Annotated in this window: 10 protein-coding genes and 1 other annotated feature; of the genes, 5 read left to right on the forward strand and 5 right to left on the reverse strand. The window is 42.0% G+C overall.

Translation table 11 applies throughout. The features are described 5' to 3' along the window. Nucleotides 1-31: 31 nt before the first annotated feature. The 3 genes from thrC to thrA are packed head-to-tail and all read right to left on the reverse strand — an operon-like array spanning nucleotide 32 to nucleotide 4,754. Entirely contained in the window at nucleotides 32-1,321 is a 1,290-nt protein-coding gene (gene thrC, locus VRUMOI_RS10215; RefSeq protein ID WP_089139164.1) for a threonine synthase, read from the reverse strand. Further along, complete coding sequence (gene thrB / locus VRUMOI_RS10220) at nucleotides 1,318-2,292, reverse strand: homoserine kinase (RefSeq protein ID WP_089139165.1); 975 nt, start codon at nucleotides 2,290-2,292, stop codon at nucleotides 1,318-1,320. The genes thrC and thrB overlap by 4 nt, the downstream gene beginning before the upstream one ends. Nucleotides 2,293-2,294: 2 nt before the next feature. After that, nucleotides 2,295-4,754, reverse strand: coding sequence for a bifunctional aspartate kinase/homoserine dehydrogenase I (thrA, locus tag VRUMOI_RS10225; RefSeq protein ID WP_089139166.1), 2,460 nt, complete (start codon nucleotides 4,752-4,754; stop codon nucleotides 2,295-2,297). 32 nt (nucleotides 4,755-4,786) lie between these two features. Next, nucleotides 4,787-4,910: a sequence feature (Thr leader region), on the reverse strand. Nucleotides 4,911-5,475: 565 nt separating this feature from the next. Between thrA and arcA the strand changes: the two genes are divergently transcribed. Then, the gene (gene arcA / locus VRUMOI_RS10230) at nucleotides 5,476-6,192 is read left to right on the forward strand and encodes a two-component system response regulator ArcA (RefSeq protein WP_089139167.1); all 717 of its coding nucleotides are present in this window, start codon (nucleotides 5,476-5,478) and stop codon (nucleotides 6,190-6,192) included. A gap of 58 nt (nucleotides 6,193-6,250) precedes the next feature. On the opposite strand, the gene arcB is transcribed toward arcA, so the two are convergent. Together arcB and VRUMOI_RS10240 are read right to left on the reverse strand one after the other, a co-directional pair. Further along, nucleotides 6,251-8,611 carry an aerobic respiration two-component sensor histidine kinase ArcB gene (gene arcB, locus VRUMOI_RS10235; RefSeq protein WP_089139168.1) on the reverse strand — a complete coding sequence of 787 codons (2,361 nt, stop codon included), beginning with the start codon at nucleotides 8,609-8,611 and terminating at the stop codon, nucleotides 6,251-6,253. Further along, nucleotides 8,608-10,308: a diguanylate cyclase domain-containing protein gene (locus VRUMOI_RS10240; protein ID WP_162598363.1), complete on the reverse strand. Its 1,701-nt coding sequence runs from the start codon at nucleotides 10,306-10,308 to the stop codon at nucleotides 8,608-8,610. The genes arcB and VRUMOI_RS10240 overlap by 4 nt, the downstream gene beginning before the upstream one ends. A gap of 672 nt (nucleotides 10,309-10,980) precedes the next feature. On the opposite strand from VRUMOI_RS10240, the gene gltB reads away from it, so the two are divergent. The 4 genes from gltB (at nucleotide 10,981) to mtnN (ending at nucleotide 18,375) form a co-directional block, all read left to right on the forward strand. After that, nucleotides 10,981-15,525 (forward strand): glutamate synthase large subunit, encoded by a 4,545-nt coding sequence (gltB, locus tag VRUMOI_RS10245; protein ID WP_089139170.1) that lies wholly within the window; start codon nucleotides 10,981-10,983, stop codon nucleotides 15,523-15,525. Next, nucleotides 15,518-16,987 (forward strand): glutamate synthase subunit beta, encoded by a 1,470-nt coding sequence (locus VRUMOI_RS10250; protein ID WP_089139171.1) that lies wholly within the window; start codon nucleotides 15,518-15,520, stop codon nucleotides 16,985-16,987. Before gltB ends, VRUMOI_RS10250 begins: the two co-directional genes overlap by 8 nt. 98 nt (nucleotides 16,988-17,085) lie before the next feature. After that, nucleotides 17,086-17,523 carry a DUF1499 domain-containing protein gene (locus VRUMOI_RS10255; RefSeq protein WP_089139172.1) on the forward strand — a complete coding sequence of 146 codons (438 nt, stop codon included), beginning with the start codon at nucleotides 17,086-17,088 and terminating at the stop codon, nucleotides 17,521-17,523. Between the two features lie 156 nt (nucleotides 17,524-17,679). Continuing rightward, the gene (gene mtnN / locus VRUMOI_RS10260; RefSeq protein ID WP_089139173.1) at nucleotides 17,680-18,375 is read left to right on the forward strand and encodes a 5'-methylthioadenosine/S-adenosylhomocysteine nucleosidase; all 696 of its coding nucleotides are present in this window, start codon (nucleotides 17,680-17,682) and stop codon (nucleotides 18,373-18,375) included. Nucleotides 18,376-18,428 lie beyond the last annotated feature (53 nt).

Raw genomic sequence — 18,428 nt, forward strand, 5'->3', positions numbered from 1 at the left:
CTTTTTCGAGTAACGAGCTTTCGAGCTACGGTTAACCCTGAACTCTTCTCAACACGTCTTTCAGCAAATCAAAATCTGCGGCAAGATCTTCAGAAAGCAGCTCCATCGCACCGTGTTTTGCTAGTGGTCCCGGAACGTCAATATCAGTATCCAGTATCTCATCGACCACTTCTTTAAACTTAGCCGGATGTGCGGTACATAAGAATAAACCCGTTTCACCCTCTTGAAGCTGCTGAGTCAGCACTCGATAAGCAATGGCTCCATGAGGTTCGCACAAATAGCCAAGGCCATTCAGCTCAACCACGGATTCCGCGCTTTGCTCATCCGTCACCATACCTTTACCCAACGTATCTAAGCCCCAGCCTTTAATACGGCATAGTTCTTCAATGCGCGGCCAGTTATTCGGTTGACTTACGTCCATGGCATTTGACGTGGTCGCAATCGTTGGTTTCGGATCCCATTTACCCGTTTCTAAATAACGAGGCACAGTATCATTGGCATTGGTTGCGGCAATAAAGCGTTTTATCGGAAGACCCAATGCTTTCGCTAATAAACCAGCGGTTAAGTTGCCGAAGTTACCACTTGGTACTGAAATAACTAAATTATCGCGTTCCGATTTGCTCATTTGAGCCGCAGCTTCGAAGTAATAGCAAATTTGTGCCATTAAGCGGCTGATATTGATTGAATTAGCCGAGTTTAAACCAATCTCTTCACGTAACGCTTGATCATCAAAAGCTTGTTTCACTAATGATTGGCAGGCATCAAAATCACCATCAATCGCTACGGTATGAATGTTGCCACCTAGGGTACAAAATAGTTTTTCTTGTAATGGGCTGATCTTTCCTTTTGGATACAAGATCACCACATTGATATTTTCCATGCCATAGAATGCATGAGCAACGGCTGCGCCAGTGTCACCAGATGTTGCGGTTAATATAGTAATCTTTTGGCCTTTATCAGCAGTGACCGCAGCCAAAGATTGCGCCATAAAACGGCCACCGAAATCTTTAAAAGCCAGTGTTGGACCATGGAAAAGCTCTAATGCGTAAACACCGTCCTTGACTGGTTTAATCGGTGCTGGAAATTGAAACGCCTCCGACACTAATTGATTTACCTGATCAGAACTTAATTCATCGCCAATTAGCGCAGATAAAATTTTGCTACTACGGCTGATAAAATCTTCCGCTAATAGTGACTCAATATCATCAAACTTAGGTAACTCCGATGGGAAAAACAACCCTTGATTACGGCCTAAACCTTGACGTACAGCTTGGCCAAAAGAGACCTGTTCTTCATTTTCTTTTATATTATACAGCTTCATAACTCACTTCCCGTTACTCTCGAACCTTCCTTGTCTAAACGACAAATATGCACGAAACCTTCTTCATTTTGTATGTAATTTTCATTTAACCAATGTGCGACTCGCTCTGCCACATCTTTCTTACTACAAATAGTAAACAACGTTGGGCCGGAACCTGAAATACCACAAGCTAACGCCCCTGCAGACATTGCGTATTGACGCGCATCCGCAAAACCAGGCAACAACTTAGCTCGATAAGGTTCTGCGATCACATCTTTAATCAGTTTGGCTGCTAGCTCTGGTTGCCCAGAATGACACGCATGAATAAAACCACCGAGGTGACGACCATGGGCAATAATGTCTTGGCGACGGTATTGAGAAGGCAGAATTGCTCGCGCTTCTGCCGTCGACACTTTAATGCCAGGATACGCCATCACCCAATACCAATCATCAAAACAAGGCACCTCTTGGCTAATAATACCAAGTTCCTCTAGCATTAACTGCAAGCCGCCAAGATAACAAGGCGCCACATTATCATAATGAATACCGCCTGAAATCTGCCCTTCCATTTCCCCCATTAACGCCAATAATTCCATTTCATTTAATGGTTGCTGATGAAAACGGTTGAGCGCATCTAATGCTGCCACGATAGAACAAGCGCTAGAACCTAAACCTGAACCAATAGGCATATTTTTTTCTAGAGTCATTTCAAGTGGTAATAAAGGAATACCTTTCTTTTCCAATTCACGGGCAAACACCTGCCAGCAGTGGTAGACAATATTCTCTTTTGGATCACTTGGAAGCTTCGCAACAAAGCTTCCAGCTGTTTTCAAATCAAATGGAGTCTCAGATGAAGCGACCAATACTCGATCGCCAAGTAAAGTGCCATCAATCGGTGATACAGCAGCGCCTAATACATCAAAGCCTACGCTAACATTACCAATAGACGCTGGAGCATACACTGCGACACTTTGAGGTTGAGATATAGACATAATTAAACTCCTAATTTCCAACCTAAAGTACGCATCACATCAGAGAATACCCCTGCGGCGGTCACTTGAGTACCCGCACCGTAACCACGTAAAACCAGTGGAATCGGTTGATAGTAGCGACTATAGAAGGCTAGCGCATTCTCACCATCTTTAATCTTGTACATTGGATCATTTTCATCCACTGCAACCATTTTTACTTTACATTGGCCATTATCAATCGTACCAACATAACGCAATACTTTACCTTCTTGAGCCGCCTTCGCCGATAGCTCAGCAAAGTAAGCATCCGCTTGTGGAAGGCGTTCCATAAACTCAGCCACACTACCGGAATCATCAAAGCCCGGTGGCAACGCTTGCTCAACGATCACATCTTCAAGCTCAAGCTCCATACCGGCTTCACGAGCCAGGATCAATAATTTACGAGCAACATCCATACCGGATAAGTCATCACGAGGATCGGGCTCAGTAAAACCATTATCATTGGCGATATTAGTGGCTTGGCTTAAGGTCATACCTTCATCCAACTTACCGAAAATATAAGAAAGTGAACCTGATAAAATTCCGTTAAACTTCTCAAGTTCATCGCCTGCTGAAATCAAATTTTGCAAGTTTTCAATAACGGGCAAACCTGCACCCACCGTTGTTTCATACATCAGCTTACGACGTGTACTTCTCGCTGTTTCACGTAATTGATGGTAGTAGCTCATACTCGCAGTATTCGCTTTCTTATTAGGGGTCACGACATGGAAGCCGGCCGCTAAGAAATCGATGTATTGATTCGCAATCACATCACTCGAAGTACAATCGACTAATACTGGGTTAATGATATGGTTGCGCTGAACCAAAGCAATCATACGAGCAAGGCTAAATTCCTCACTCGCGTGAGCGATACGATCGCGCCAGTTATCTAGAGGCAAACCATCACTATCAAGTAATAGACCTTTCGAGTTGGCCAGACCGCATACTCGGATCACTATGCCTTTTTCCGCCAATTTAGCTTGTTGACGTTGGAATTGGTCCACCAACTCTCCGCCAACCCCTCCCACACCAACGACGAACACATCGAGGAAATGCTTAGAGTTAAATAGGTTCTCATGACAAGCTTTGATTGCTACTGAAATTTTATCTTCAGGGATCACAGCAGAGATCGCGCGTTCGGAAGACCCTTGAGCAATCGCGACCACATTCACATTCACCTCAGCCAAAGAGGCAAAAAATTGCGAAGCAACACCACGTGCGGTACGCATTTTGTCACCAACTAAGGTTACAATCGCCACATCGTCGCTAAACTCAATCGGATCAAGCAGGCTATCTTTCAGCTCTAATTCAAAAGCCTCTTGTAATGCTTGTTCCGCTTTATCTTTATCTTGTGCCTCGATACAAAAGCTAATGCTGTATTCGGATGACGATTGAGTAATCAAAACAATAGACACTCCGGAAGTCGACATAGCGCCAAATACTCGGCTCGCCATACCAACCATGCCTTTCATTCCTGGACCAGACACATTCACCATGGTTAAGTGACTTAACGTAGTGATGCCTTTAATGGCAAGGTTATCTTCACCTGTATCTTGACCAATTAATGTCCCTGCACCTTGAGGATTAAAGCTATTTTTAATTAGACAAGGAATTTGGAATTGGGCAATTGGGGCGATGGTTTTAGGATGAAGAACCGAAGCGCCAAAATAAGATAGTTCCATTGCTTCTTGGTAGCTAAGAGATTTGAGTAACCGTGCATCTTCCACTAAACGAGGGTCACAATTATAAACCCCATCGACATCAGTCCATATTTCACAGCAATCCGCGCGCAAACACGCGGCAAGTACCGCCGCCGAGTAGTCAGAACCATTGCGGCCTAACGTTACCAGTTCACCTTTAGCATTACCTGCGGTAAAGCCCGGCATGATATTAATATGCCCTTGTGGTAATGGCTTACGTTGAAAGTTTCCTGTCGAAATATCTACGTCGACCATCGCTTCTAAATAATCGCCTTTCGCAAATAGATACTCAACTGGATCAATTAAACTCGCTAATTTGCCTTTGGCTTCAATGACCGCCTTCATCAACTGGATAGAAATACGCTCGCCTTTACTAATAATACGAGCATTGACATGATCGGGACACATTCCCAATAGCGCCATACCATGTACATATTGGCGTAGTTGTGTGATTGACGTTTTAACTTGAGTATCAAACGCTAAATACTCCAATCTTTCTACTTGCTGTTTGATTTGTTCAAAAAGGTCATAAAATGATTGCTCTAACTCATTAATGAGTAATTCAGCTTCGCCATTTTTTAATGTGTGTTCAATAACTGCCACTAACTTATTGGTGGTTTTCCCTGGTGCAGAAAGCACTACCGCCACATCTTCTTGTTGTGCATTATTAATAATGATATCAGCTGCCCTTAAAAACCGGTCAGCATCGGCCAGTGAAGACCCTCCAAATTTAAGTACTCGCATCCCTTCCTCCAAATCTCACTTTTAAATTTGCATAAAAAAAGGCCTGTATCTGGTGGGATACAGGCCTTTTTTTGAAAACTTTCGCTTACCAGCCTGCCCCAACATTAATGGTGTCGGTCATAATTGAGGTCATAATAGTGGTGCTGGTTAAAAACGTCATAGTGTCTTTCTTATTGGTTATCAACTATCTCTACATTTACCGACTAAAAGACAAAGAGTCAACGAAAAATTATTTTTAATCGAACTTAAGAGCAATATACAGACAATAAAAATAAAATAATTATCTACTCAATACTATCAGGCAAACTTATCACTCCATAAAAGCATCGTCATTCCATATAAACATTCAATCTAAAAGCTATCTACGCTATATCTCCTTTAAATTAGAATTCAGCTCAAGCTTCAATGAAATATGCATAAACCGTCAACGTATTTGACAACGCAATACATGAATTTAACATTTCTCTTTCAAACTGATTGATGCAAATCAACAAACAGAGCATTAGGTTATATTCACTTATTGTTAGCAAGCTGTTAAGACTGTAGACTCATAAACATAGTCGACAATCCGGTAGCTATTCTCTTTTATAGATATTGTTAAGCTCCGTTTGTAACCAAATTTTATTGCTAGCCATCATCATGATGTAAATAAAGTTGCTAGCAAAATGTTATTTTTATCTAGAATTAATAAACCATTTAAAGTCATGATTTAGGTACTCCTATGCATACCCCACAAATTCTTATCGTTGAAGATGAACAAGTCACACGCAATACGCTGAAGACTATTTTTGAAGCAGAAGGATATACTGTTTTTGAAGCCATTGATGGCGATAACATGCACCAAATTTTGGCGGAAAACCCAATTAACTTGGTGATAATGGATATCAACTTACCAGGTAAAAACGGCTTATTGCTGGCTCGTGAGCTTAGAGAACAAGCTAACGTTGCACTTATGTTTTTGACTGGTCGAGACAATGAAGTGGATAAAATTTTAGGGCTAGAAATTGGTGCTGATGATTACATCACTAAACCATTCAACCCTCGTGAGTTGACAATCCGTGCTCGCAACCTACTTCAACGCTCTATGCACAACGGCGACGCACAAGAAGAAAAACGTACCGTTGAGAAGTATGAATTCAATAGCTGGGTACTTGATATTAATAGCCGTTCACTCGTTAATCCTATGGGTGAAAGCTATAAGCTACCTCGTTCTGAATTCCGCGCATTACTGCATTTCTGTGAAAATCCAGGAAAAATTCAAACTCGTGCCGATCTATTGAAGAAAATGACTGGTCGTGAATTGAAACCACATGATCGTACTGTTGATGTAACGATCCGCCGAATTCGTAAACACTTTGAATCGTTTGCCGATACACCAGAAATCATCGCCACTATCCATGGCGAAGGTTACCGTTTTTGTGGTGATCTAAGCGAGTAAGATGACTCGTACTTGCATGATTGACAGAAAGGCCTCGTGTATTACGAGGCCTTTTTTATTATGACTGCTGTTCAATCCATTGTTTTAAATAATCAATATCTTGTTGAAAATACTGATTCATCTTTTTAACCCAAGTTGACACATTGTCACGCCAATCCGAAGCTTCTGGAGTTTGAGCGAGTTGTGCGAGTTCTTGGATTCTTCGTAATCCCACCGAGCCAGCCGCCCCTTTTATTTTATGGGCCTCAGAAACCAAGTTTTCATCATCTTGATTATTAAGATATTGATTCAACTGCTGCATATAATCAGGAATAGTTTGTTCAAACATCAACAAGCTGTCTAAAACGGATTGCTTACCAACAATCTCAAGATAAGAAAGTAACATTTCAGTATCTATCACGGCTTCAAGATCTTCACTTTCACTCTTATTCTGCTCGGGATTTGAAACCGGTTTTGTAGATATATTAAGAGGTTGTTCACGACGATGAGACGAAGAAAACTTCGCGATAACCTGATGAATATCTTTAATCGATAACGGTTTGCTTATCGCGTCATCCATACCTTTTTCAATATATGTAGATTTACTTTTCATCACATTAGCTGTCAAGGCGACTAATGGTGGTAACTGAGAATACGTTCGTCTTAATTGCTGAGCAATATCAAAACCTGTCATATCCGGCAGTTGAATATCGAGAAAAACCAAATCGTATTGTTCAGGAATAAAGTTCGTTAATGCTTCTTCTCCTGTCATCGCAACGTCAACAGTATGACCCAAGTTTTCTAATACTGAACGTGCAACCGTAATATTTAGCTCAATATCTTCGACCATAAAAATACGCAAACTTGGTTGCATATCGACATTGTTTAATGAGTCTTGCATTTGGGTAACGGGAACCCTAATCGACACAACGAAAGTACTGCCAAATCCTAACTCACTGGATACGGTAATTTGGCCTCCCATGCGATGAGTAAATTCCTGTGATACCGCTAAACCAATTCCCGTACCAACAGCATGAAGGTTATCCTTACCTGATTTCACTTGATAATACATACCAAAAATATTATCGATTTCACTGTCAGGAATACCGATGCCCGTATCTTCAATTTCAAATTCAATATTGGCAAATTCACCGTCAATATCGGCACTGACATTAACGGTTACCCCACCTTGTTTCGTGAATTTCATTGCGTTATTTAGCAGATTCCACAGAACTTGACGAAGGCGGGTCGCATCCACCAAAATGGCTGACGGCAATTCAGTTAAGCGATCAAGCTCGAATGTTAACCCTTTTTGCTCTGCCATCAGACCGGAAATACTTTCTATATCGGTGATGAAACTTTGAAAATCTGTCGCAACCGGGAGCAGCTCTAGCTCACTTCGGTCAAACTTATCCAGATCAATCACATCGTTAAATATATGCCCTAACGTAATCGCACTGACATTGATAGTCTGCATATACTGACGTTGCTCTTGATCTAACTTAGAATCGAGTAACATTCGGCTTAAGCCGACAATGCCATTGAGTGGGGTTCTTAGCTCATGGCTTATGGTTGAAATAAATTTAGTCTTATCCTGGCTCGCCTTTAACAACGCATCTTGATACGCTTTTCTCTCGGTAATATCACGACCAAAGCCAACGAGACCGATTAATTGCTTAGATTTGTTATAGAAAGGCAACTTACGAAACTCAAAGTACGCTTCTTTTCCATCGGGATATTGAAGGCATAAATCATAAGCCAATTCTCTATTTTCTGAAAAAACAATTTTATCGGTTTCTTTTACTTGTTGATGCGTAGAGTCATCTTTATAAACATCATAGATCGATAGACCGACCAATTCAGATTCAGACAAACCAACCAGCTCTTCGAACGCTTTATTACAACCAGAGAATATTCCCTCGGTATTTCGATAATAAATCAAATCGGGAGAAGCATCTAAAAATGAACGCATCAATGCCGTACGTTCTGCTAATTCCATTTGAGTTCTTTCGCGCTGGTAAACTTCCCCTTCTAAATCTTGAATCGCCTCTAAACGGGCCTCTTCTGCTTTTTTTCTCTCGGCAATCTCTTGATTTAACTGTTGAATATTCGCTTGTAATTCAAGGTTCAATTGATGGTCTCGCTGACGCATATCTTTGAGTTTTTCGACCATTTTACTTAAACGTTGACGTGATTCTTCCAGCTGCTCCACCACAACCGTCAAAAAATACACTGCCCAAGGGGTAATTAATAAACCAAAAAAAACCGAACGAATAATAACAATATTCTCTATTTGACCTCGCAAAGCTAAGCTTACGACCGCTTGCAATAGTACAGAAAAGCAAACTAATGCTAGAGCCAACAACATAGAGAATCGAACCATTCCCAATTTAACCAACAAGTCGACATAATATTGAGCGAGGTTTTTTAATAGTTTCATAATGGGTTATTCGCTCCTGATGATCCATTTAAAGACAAATATTGATAGTTCACTTGCGTCTGGTTTCGGCCATTTTTTTCAGCAAGTTCAAGCGCTTCATAAGCTGCATCAACAATTGATGTAGGAGTAATACCTTTTTTCGGTATACCGCTTGCGACCCCAATGCTGACCGTTAAATATTTAGAGTTCAGGGGAGGATCACACTCAATTGCAAGCGCTTTCATCGTTTGATGAATTTTATTCGCTAGGAATAAACATGCTGGCGCTTCGGTTTCAGGTAAAAGAAACATAAATTCGTCATCTCCATTGCTCGCGACTAAATCCGCCCCGCGTTGAATAACGCTCTCAAAGGCAGCCGCGATCTGAGTTAACCCATCACTACACACTTGAGTACCATAGTGCTCCTGATACGAATTTAAAAAATCGATTTTACAAACCATCACGGTTAACGGCGATTGTTGACGTAAATGCAATCGCCAAACAGCATGAAGCTGATCATCAAAATAACGTCTATTTGAAATTTTAAGCTTTTGGTCAAAATAACTTAATCGTTCTAACTCCGCATTCGCTTCTGCTAGTTTTTGCTTAATTAAAAAATGTTCAGTGACATCTCGAGCAATTAAGAGACACCCCGTATTTCCTGTATATGGTTCAATATAAGGTGCTTTTAATACGTCATACCAAGTAGGATTCTCACCCACACTTGATATCCGATCGATAAAACGTATTGTTTGTTTTTTCTCCAGTACCTCTAAATCAGTTTCAATAAACCGACTTACGGTATCTTCCGGTAAAATTTCATCTAATCGGTGTCCAATAATATCTTCCGTTTTCACAATACCTAACGAATCAGCATAAGCTTGGTTGCAGGCTTCATGAATGCGGTTTTGGTTAAACATCGCAATAGGATCGGGAGACGCATGTAATATAGATTGCAGCAAGGTTTCACTTCTTGCTAAATCAAGCTCCATGGTATGACGTTTATCAACTTCATCAGAATAAGACTGCTGCGTATAGTACCAATCCGACACATCATGACTGATTCCTACCACTGCCGTAACTTTTCCATCTTGAGCAATTAGCGATGTAAAATGAGTTTCCAGTAAGCAACTCTCTCCATCAGGTGTTGAGGTCCATCGTTGTTGAGATTTTCGACCATCGGTAATAACAACCGTTTCCATACCAATCCCTTCCTGCTCTCGTTGATACCAAAAACGGTCATAGGCACGGTTAGTCGCTAATACATTACCATCAAGGTCTTTAATGAAGACCTGCTCAGATAAAGAATTTAAAGCCTGAAAAGCAAGAGAAGTGTTTTTGTTGTGATCCATATTCCCTGAATAAGGGCTCACATAAACCACCCACACTTTCTGTCCGTTTGATATCGTTGAAATAAATGAAAAATGCAATGGTTGTTGATTGTGCTCAGAAATATTCCAATACTGGAAAGGGTCGTGTTGTGCGTCTTCGAGAATAGTCAGGAATTTTTTTGGGGACATTAATGATGGCAGTAAAAAGCGCTTTCCCACTCGCCGCAGTGACAATAATTGAATCGCCTTACGGCTTGCATCTAAAATTTCACCGTTTTGGCAATCTACGATAAAAACAGCGATCGGTGCACCTTTAATGAGCGAAAGAAAGCGCTCTCGATAAGTACGATGTAAATAAAAAATAATCAGTAGGCCTATTAAAGTCATCAATAATACATCTACTGAGAGGCTATCCCCCTCGAACGAAAACCACTCCATGCCCCACCCATACCATCTTGTTTTAAATTTAACTGACCTTAGGCGTATATATTACAAGTAAATGCATTATTTGTGAGGAGATAATTCCACTATTCATTTATAAACATCGGACAAAAGGCTCGCCAATCCCAAAATTTGTGTTGTTGAAGCAAATGATTCGACTTAATACTAAGTAGAAGAGCAACATATAAATTCAAAGAAAACGCATATTATCAACACTCAAAGCATATTTAGCTCTTTTAATATGCAAAAGGTGTGAAAAATTTAATCACTTTTGTTCAACTTTCGTTGGAATTACATAGTACAAAAATGTAGGATGGTTAAACGATGCTGTGTTTTTCGTGATAGACGTCACGTCAATATTCAGAGATAAATCGCTAGCGTTTCCGTTAGGTAAAGCATAAAAAACTGGATGTTTTCAATGCTACCTCCTAAAGGAACTAAGGAACCACTTTTTTCGCAAATAGTTTTCTGCGAATGGTTGAAAGGAATCGCGCTTACTAGACCGAGCAATGTCATAGTAAGTTGAAGATTATAAGTACATAAAAGGACAAAGCAGTTTTCTCGATAAGCATAGACGCTAACTCGTAAAGCTGCCATTTAACTTGGAAGGATGTATCTATGGTAAGTAGAGAGCAAAGTACACAAGGATTGTACACTCCTGAGCTGGAGCATGATGCCTGTGGGATCGGTTTTGTTGCTCACTTAAAAAACCGTAAATCTCACGCTGTGGTAACACAAGCGCTGGATATGCTAGCCCGCATGGAACACCGTGGCGGTCAAGGTTGTGACCCTTGTAGTGGTGATGGTGCAGGTATCTTACTGCAAAAACCTCATGAATTTCTTTTAGAAGAAGCCGTCAAACTCGGTATCAAACTCCCATCATTTGAAAAATATGGTGTTGGGGTTGTCTTATTTCCTAAGGATGAACACAAACGTCAGCAATGCCGTGATATTTTAGAGCGCAATGCCCAGCGCCTTGATCTTGAAATCCTAGGCTACCGTGTCTTACCTGTCGATAACTCAATGATCGGCGAAGACCCACTTAGCACCGAACCTCAATTCGAACATGTTTTCATTTCTGGTGGTCCAAGTATGGATCCTGCAGAACTTGAACGTAAACTTTACGTTTTGCGTAACTATACAGTTCGAGTGTGTTTAGAGTCAGTTTCAAATATTGGCGATGACTTCTATATTAACTCATTGTCATACAAAACCTTGGTTTATAAAGGTCAACTTACAACCGATCAAGTACCGCAATATTTCTTAGATCTTCAAAACCCAAGCATGGTGACCGCGTTAGCGTTAGTTCACTCACGCTTCTCCACCAACACATTCCCAAGATGGCGTCTTGCACAGCCGTTTCGTTACATTGCCCATAATGGTGAAATTAATACCGTACGCGGCAATTTAAACTGGATGAAAGCTCGTGAAGCCATTTTAGAGTCAGACCTATTCTCAAAAGCGGAAATCGACATGCTATTGCCGATTTGCTCAGAGAATGGTTCAGATTCATCAAACTTTGATATGGCGTTAGAACTACTGGTTCTTTCTGGCCGCAGCTTGCCACACGCTTTAATGATGTTGATTCCTGAAGCATGGCAAGAAAATAAAAACATGGACCCGGCACGTCGCGCTTTCTATCAATACCATGCCAACATCATGGAACCTTGGGATGGCCCGGCTTCTGTGTGTTTCACCGATGGCGTTCAAGTAGGGGCAACCCTTGACCGTAATGGTTTACGTCCTTCTCGCTATACGGTAACCAAAGATGATTTCTTAGTTATGGCATCAGAATCTGGCGCAGTAGAAATTGCCCCAGAGAATATTGAATACCGTGGTCGCCTACAGCCTGGTCGTATCTTTGTTGCCGATCTAGAGCAAGGTCGTATTATTTCTGATGAAGAAGTAAAAGATAGCATTGCTACCGCTAAGCCTTATGAACAATGGGTTCAAGACAATCTATTAACCTTAAAAACACTGCCTGATGCGGACAATATGCATCACCAACCTTCACCGGCTAAATTGCTTCAGCATCAACAAGCATTCGGTATTACTAGCGAAGAAGTAAACGATATTATTCATGTGTTGGCAGAAACCGGTTATGAGCCACTTATGTCAATGGGTGCAGACTGGCCGCTCGCCATTTTGTCACACCAATCACAACATCTATCTCATTACTTCAAGCAGCTTTTTGCTCAGGTAACTAACCCACCAATCGATCCGATTCGTGAACGCATGGTAATGTCACTGAACACCTACCTAGGTCGTGATCATAACTTGCTGACAGAAACCCCTGAACACTGCCGAAAAGTAGAACTTGAGTCACCGGTATTATCAAACGATGAACTTGAAAAGTTACGTGCAATTGATAACGAACACTTACAAGCTAAGACGTTAGATATTGTTTTCCGAGCTACTGAAGAGCCAGGTAAACTAGAGCGTGCGCTAAAACGTATTTGCCAATACGCAGAAGATGCTGTGGTTGACGGATACTCGATCATTCTATTAACCGATCGTGCAACTAACTCTAACCACGCGGCAATTCCAGCGATGCTAGCGGTTGGTGCTGTACATCACCACTTAATTCGCAAAGGTCTACGTGCTAAATGTGACATCGTGATTGAAACCGGTGACGCTCGTGAAACTCATCACTTTGCGACATTAATCGGTTATGGTGCTAATGCGGTTAACCCATATTTGGTAACCGAAACGATCGTTGATCTTCAGAAGAAGAAAAAACTCGATTCAGAGATCCCAACTGAGGATTACTTCAACAATTACCGCAAAGGCATCAATGCTGGTTTATTGAAGATCTTCTCTAAAATGGGTATTTCAACGCTACAGTCATACCATGGCGCGCAAATTTTTGAAGCGCTAGGTATCAGTAAATCAGTGGTCGATAAATACTTCACTGGTACCGTTTCTCGTATCCAAGGACTGACCATTGATGATATCGCACGTGAAGTGCTAATCCGTCATCGTGTTGGCTATCCTACTCGCGAAATTCCAATCCAAATGTTGGATGTTGGTGGGGTTTATCAATGGAAACAACGTGGTGAAAAACACCTATTTAACCCTGAAACTATCTCATTATTGCAACAATCGACTCGTAACAAAGATTACAGCCAATTCAAGCAATATGCGAAAACCGTTGATGATCAAGGCGATAACGCAGCAACCCTACGTAGCCAATTAGATTTCATCAAAAACCCAGCAGGTTCCATATCTCTAGATGAAGTGGAACCAATTGAAAAAATCTTAAAACGCTTCGCAACAGGGGCGATGAGCTTTGGTTCTATTTCTTACGAAGCTCACTCAACGCTCGCCGTTGCGATGAACCGTATTGGCGCTAAGTCAAACTCTGGTGAAGGCGGTGAAGACCCAATTCGTTTTGAGAAAAAAGACAATGGTGACTGGGAACGTTCGGCGATCAAACAGGTTGCTTCAGGTCGTTTCGGCGTCACCTCTTACTACCTAACTAACGCTGATGAGCTACAAATCAAAATGGCTCAAGGCGCAAAACCGGGTGAAGGCGGTCAGCTACCAGGTGATAAAGTCGATGATTGGATCGGGGCGACTCGTCACTCAACTCCAGGCGTTGGCTTAATTTCACCACCACCGCATCACGATATTTACTCTATCGAAGATTTAGCTCAGCTTATCTACGATCTGAAAAATGCTAACCGCGATGGTCGCGTTAACGTGAAGCTGGTATCGGAAGCGGGTGTTGGTACCATTGCATCAGGTGTTGCAAAAGCAAAAGCTGACGTAGTTCTGATTGCTGGTTTTGATGGTGGTACAGGTGCATCTCCGATGTCTTCAATCCGTCACACGGGTTTACCATGGGAATTAGGCCTAGCCGAAACTCACCAAACACTACTGAAAAACGGCCTACGTAACCGTATCGTTGTTCAGTCTGATGGTCAGATGAAAACACCTCGCGATCTTGCTATTGCTACCTTACTTGGTGCAGAAGAGTGGGGCGTAGCAACTGCGGCTCTCGTGGTTGAAGGTTGTATCATGATGCGTAAGTGTCACAAAAACACTTGCCCAGTTGGTATCGCGACTCAGAATAAAACTCTGCGTGAACGTTTTGATGGCCGCGTAGAAGATGTCGTGACTTTCTTCCAATACATGGCTGAAGGTTTACGTGAAGTGATGGCTGAACTTGGTTTCCGAACTATCGATGAAATGGTTGGTCAATCACACAAACTAAAAGTGCGTGATGATATCCAGCACTGGAAGTACAAAAACCTCGATCTTAGCCCTGTTCTACACATTCAACCGCCTCGTGCTGAAGATGGTATCTATAACCAGAAGCAACAAAATCATGGTTTAGAGGCCGTCTTAGATCGTAAGTTGATTGAAGTCGCCCAACCTGCTTTAACCAAAGGTGAAGCCGTTGAAGCTTTATTCCCAATCATCAATACCGATCGTAGTACTGGCACCATGCTATCGAATGAAATTTCGAAAGTTTATAAAGATGAGGGTTTACCTAAACCAATGAACGTTAAGTTCACCGGTTCTGCTGGCCAATCTTTTGGTGCTTTCCTTGCAAAAGGCGTTAAGTTTGAAGTGGAAGGCGATGCCAATGACTACTGGGGTAAAGGTCTATCAGGCGGTACATTAGTACTCTACCCTGATCGCCGTTCGACAGTGGTTGCTGAAGACAACATCGTAGTTGGTAACGTATGTTTTTACGGTGCAACGTCAGGTCAATCCTTTATACGTGGTATGGCGGGTGAACGTTTCTGCGTTCGTAACTCTGGCGCACACGTAGTCGTTGAAGGCGTTGGTGACCATGGTTGTGAGTACATGACAGGTGGCTCAGCAATTATCCTTGGCTCAACAGGCCGTAACTTTGCTGCTGGTATGAGTGGCGGTGTCGCTTATGTTTGGGATAAAGACGGTGACTTCAATAAGAAGCTCAACCCTGAATTAGTGGATCTTGATCCAATTGAAGCAGAAGATAAAGCCTTCATTAAAGATATGCTGACTAAGCATGTTGAGTACACTGGAAGTACTGTTGCGCAAAACTTCTTAGCTGATTTTGAAAATAACCTAGCAAGCTTGGCAAAAGTTATGCCTCGTGATTACAAAGCTGTATTGCAAAAGCGCAAACAAGCCGCAAACAAGGAAGAGTTGGAGGCCGTCAATGGGTAAGCCTACTGGATTTTTAGAGCACGGACGTGAACTACCGAAAAAAATCGATCCGAGTGTTCGTATACAAGACAATAAAGAGTTCGTACTCGATGAGGAGTTTGGTGAAAAAATCAATACTCAAGCTTCTCGTTGTATGGACTGTGGTGTGCCGTTTTGTCATAGCGGCTGCCCAATTGGGAACATCATTCCTGAATTTAACGATGCGGTATACCGTGATAGCTGGGAAGAAGCTTGGAATATTCTAAGCAGCACCAATAACTTTCCAGAATTTACCGGTCGAGTGTGTCCTGCACCATGTGAAACCGCTTGTGTACTGGGTATTAACCAAGACCCTATTACCATTTGTAATATTGAGAAAAATATTGCAGAGCGCGCCTATAAAGAAGGCTTTGCGAAAGCACGTAAACCTCGTAGCCGTACAGGGAAAACCATTGCAATTGTCGGCTCTGGACCTGCTGGGTTATCGGCAGCAGAACAGCTCAATGCCGCAGGTCACTCAGTGACCGTATTCGAGCGTGATGAGAAAATTGGAGGTCTACTGCGTTTTGGTATCCCTGATTTTAAACTCAGTATGGAAGTCATTGACCGTAAACTTGATCTCATGCGTGATGCTGGTGTGAAATTTGAAGTTAACGCTCACATCGGTGTTAACATCAATGCACAGCAACTACGCCAAGAGTTTGATGTCATTCTCCTTACAGGTGGTTCAACGGTACCTCGAGATTTACCGATTCCTGGTCGTGAGCTAAAAGGGGTTCATTTTGCGATGGAATTCCTAGGTCAAAACAACCGCCGCGCCAATAATATGGATCTGAAAGGTGAAGAAATTCACGCGAAAAATGATCACGTTGTGGTGATTGGTGGTGGTGACACGGGCTCTGACTGTGTAGGTACTTCTAACCGCCATGGTGCCGCGAGCATTACTCAGGTGGAGATCATGCCGATCCCACCAGAGAAACGTCCAGCGAACCAACCTTGGCCTCAATACCCAATGATCATGAAAACCACCACTTCTCACGAAGAAGGGTGTGAGCGTCATTGGAATATTCTGACCAAAGAATTCATCGGCGATGAAAATGGTAATGTGAAAGAATTACGCATTGCGGACATTGTTTGGGATGATGCCAAGCCGGGTGAGCGCCCTGGATTTAAAGAAGTGGAAGGCTCTGAACGAGTCATTCCTTGTACCAAAGCTTTCTTAGCAATGGGCTTCTTATATCCAGAGCCAACTGGTGTACTGGCTCAACTTGACATTAAACTCGATGACCGAGGCAATGTTGCGACCGATGGTTATGCGACCAATCAAAAAGGTGTCTTTGCTGCCGGTGATATGCGTACAGGCCAATCCCTCGTTGTTCGTTGTATCAATGAAGGGCGTGAATGTGCTCGCGCTGTGGATGCATATCTAATGGGTAACTCACACTTAGAAGCAAGAGCAGATTCTCTCATGAAATCGGCTTAATAGCTGAGTAATACTTAAACCTAAAGCCCCGTTGATTCGGGGCTTTTTTGTATATGGTTAGTCACTTCAAAAAACTAACACTAAAAAGGTAATTAAAAATGCGAAAGTTCAATACGTTAGCTATGGTTATATTACTTACTGGTTGTACTCAGAGTCATGCTATGAAAGATAATAATCCCGATTTACTATGTAGCTCGAAGCCTAACTGTGTTTCCACTCAAGAGCTAAGAAGTGATTACCAAGTCGCACCATTTGAACTCATTTCAGAAGCCACTACTATCGATGAAATAGAGCAAGTGGCACTGACCTTAAAAAGAACCAAAACAGTCAAAAAAACCGATGACCGACTACATTTAGAATCCACCAGCCTAGTTTTTCGCTTTGTTGATGACCTTGAGATTGTCAAACAAGGCCTACAGCTTCAGGTTCGCTCAAAATCTCGTGTTGGTTATTCTGATTTTGGTGTAAATAAAAGCCGTGTAGAAACATTACGTCAAAAATTAATTGCGGCAAACTTGCTCAAACCAATGCCTTAAAATTAAATCGATTATTGGGCTTAGAATATAGCAACATTATCACTGCTATCCTTCTTGCTTAAAGGCTAGGACGCTTGCTATTAACTCTGAACCTTGAGGTCACTTAAGTATATGCTACAATCGCGCCATCTTTGGCACATATAGAGAATACAGATTATGAAAGTTGGCATTATTGGCGCGATGGAACAAGAGGTTGCGATTCTAAAAGAATCACTAGTGGGTTGTGAAATGACAACTAAAGGTGGTTGCACCTTTTATACAGGCAGCATTAATAATGTAAAAATAATCCTTCTTCAATCTGGTATTGGCAAAGTATCGGCCAGTATAGGTACAACCCTTCTCATCGAATGTTTTCAACCAGACGTCATTATCAATACAGGTTCTGCTGGCGGATTCGATTCAAGCTTAAATCTAGGTGATGTGGTTATTTCGACTGAAGTTCGTCACCATGATGCTGATGTCACTGCTTTTGGTTATGAAATGGGACAGATGGCAGGTCAACCAGCCGCCTTTAGCGCAGACCCAACCTTAATTGATATCACCGAAAAAGCACTCCAAGATATGAAAGACACTCACGCAGTACGCGGGTTAATTTGTACGGGTGACGCTTTTATTTGTACTCCGGAAAAGCAAACATTTATTCGCCAGCATTTCCCTAGCGTCATTGCCGTCGAAATGGAAGCATCAGCGGTTGCGCAGACTTGTCATCAGTTCCGCAAACCATTCGTGGTTGTGCGTGCCATTTCAGATGTCGCCGATAAAGAGTCACCAATGAGCTTTGATGAGTTTTTGCCTCTTGCGGCAAAACGTTCATCAGAAATGGTGATCAACATGCTATCTCAAATGAAATAAGCGAAACGGAGTCTACACAGCCATGAACTCTATCATGGCTATATCTGCTCAAG

Source organism: Vibrio rumoiensis, assembly GCF_002218045.2.
Lineage (GTDB): Bacteria > Pseudomonadota > Gammaproteobacteria > Enterobacterales > Vibrionaceae > Vibrio > Vibrio rumoiensis.

Bases quoted from the DNA above. Each gene is read 5' to 3' on its own strand.
- thrC (WP_089139164.1), bottom strand. From the start codon at position 1,321: ATGAAGCTGTATAATATAAAAGAAAATGAAGAACAGGTCTCTTTTGGC.
- thrB (WP_089139165.1), bottom strand. From the start codon at position 2,292: ATGTCTATATCTCAACCTCAAAGTGTCGCAGTGTATGCTCCAGCGTCT.
- thrA (WP_089139166.1), bottom strand. From the start codon at position 4,754: ATGCGAGTACTTAAATTTGGAGGGTCTTCACTGGCCGATGCTGACCGG.
- arcA (WP_089139167.1), top strand. From the start codon at position 5,476: ATGCATACCCCACAAATTCTTATCGTTGAAGATGAACAAGTCACACGC.
- arcB (WP_089139168.1), bottom strand. From the start codon at position 8,611: ATGAAACTATTAAAAAACCTCGCTCAATATTATGTCGACTTGTTGGTT.
- VRUMOI_RS10240 (WP_162598363.1), bottom strand. From the start codon at position 10,308: ATGACTTTAATAGGCCTACTGATTATTTTTTATTTACATCGTACTTAT.
- gltB (WP_089139170.1), top strand. From the start codon at position 10,981: ATGGTAAGTAGAGAGCAAAGTACACAAGGATTGTACACTCCTGAGCTG.
- VRUMOI_RS10250 (WP_089139171.1), top strand. From the start codon at position 15,518: ATGGGTAAGCCTACTGGATTTTTAGAGCACGGACGTGAACTACCGAAA.
- VRUMOI_RS10255 (WP_089139172.1), top strand. From the start codon at position 17,086: ATGCGAAAGTTCAATACGTTAGCTATGGTTATATTACTTACTGGTTGT.
- mtnN (WP_089139173.1), top strand. From the start codon at position 17,680: ATGAAAGTTGGCATTATTGGCGCGATGGAACAAGAGGTTGCGATTCTA.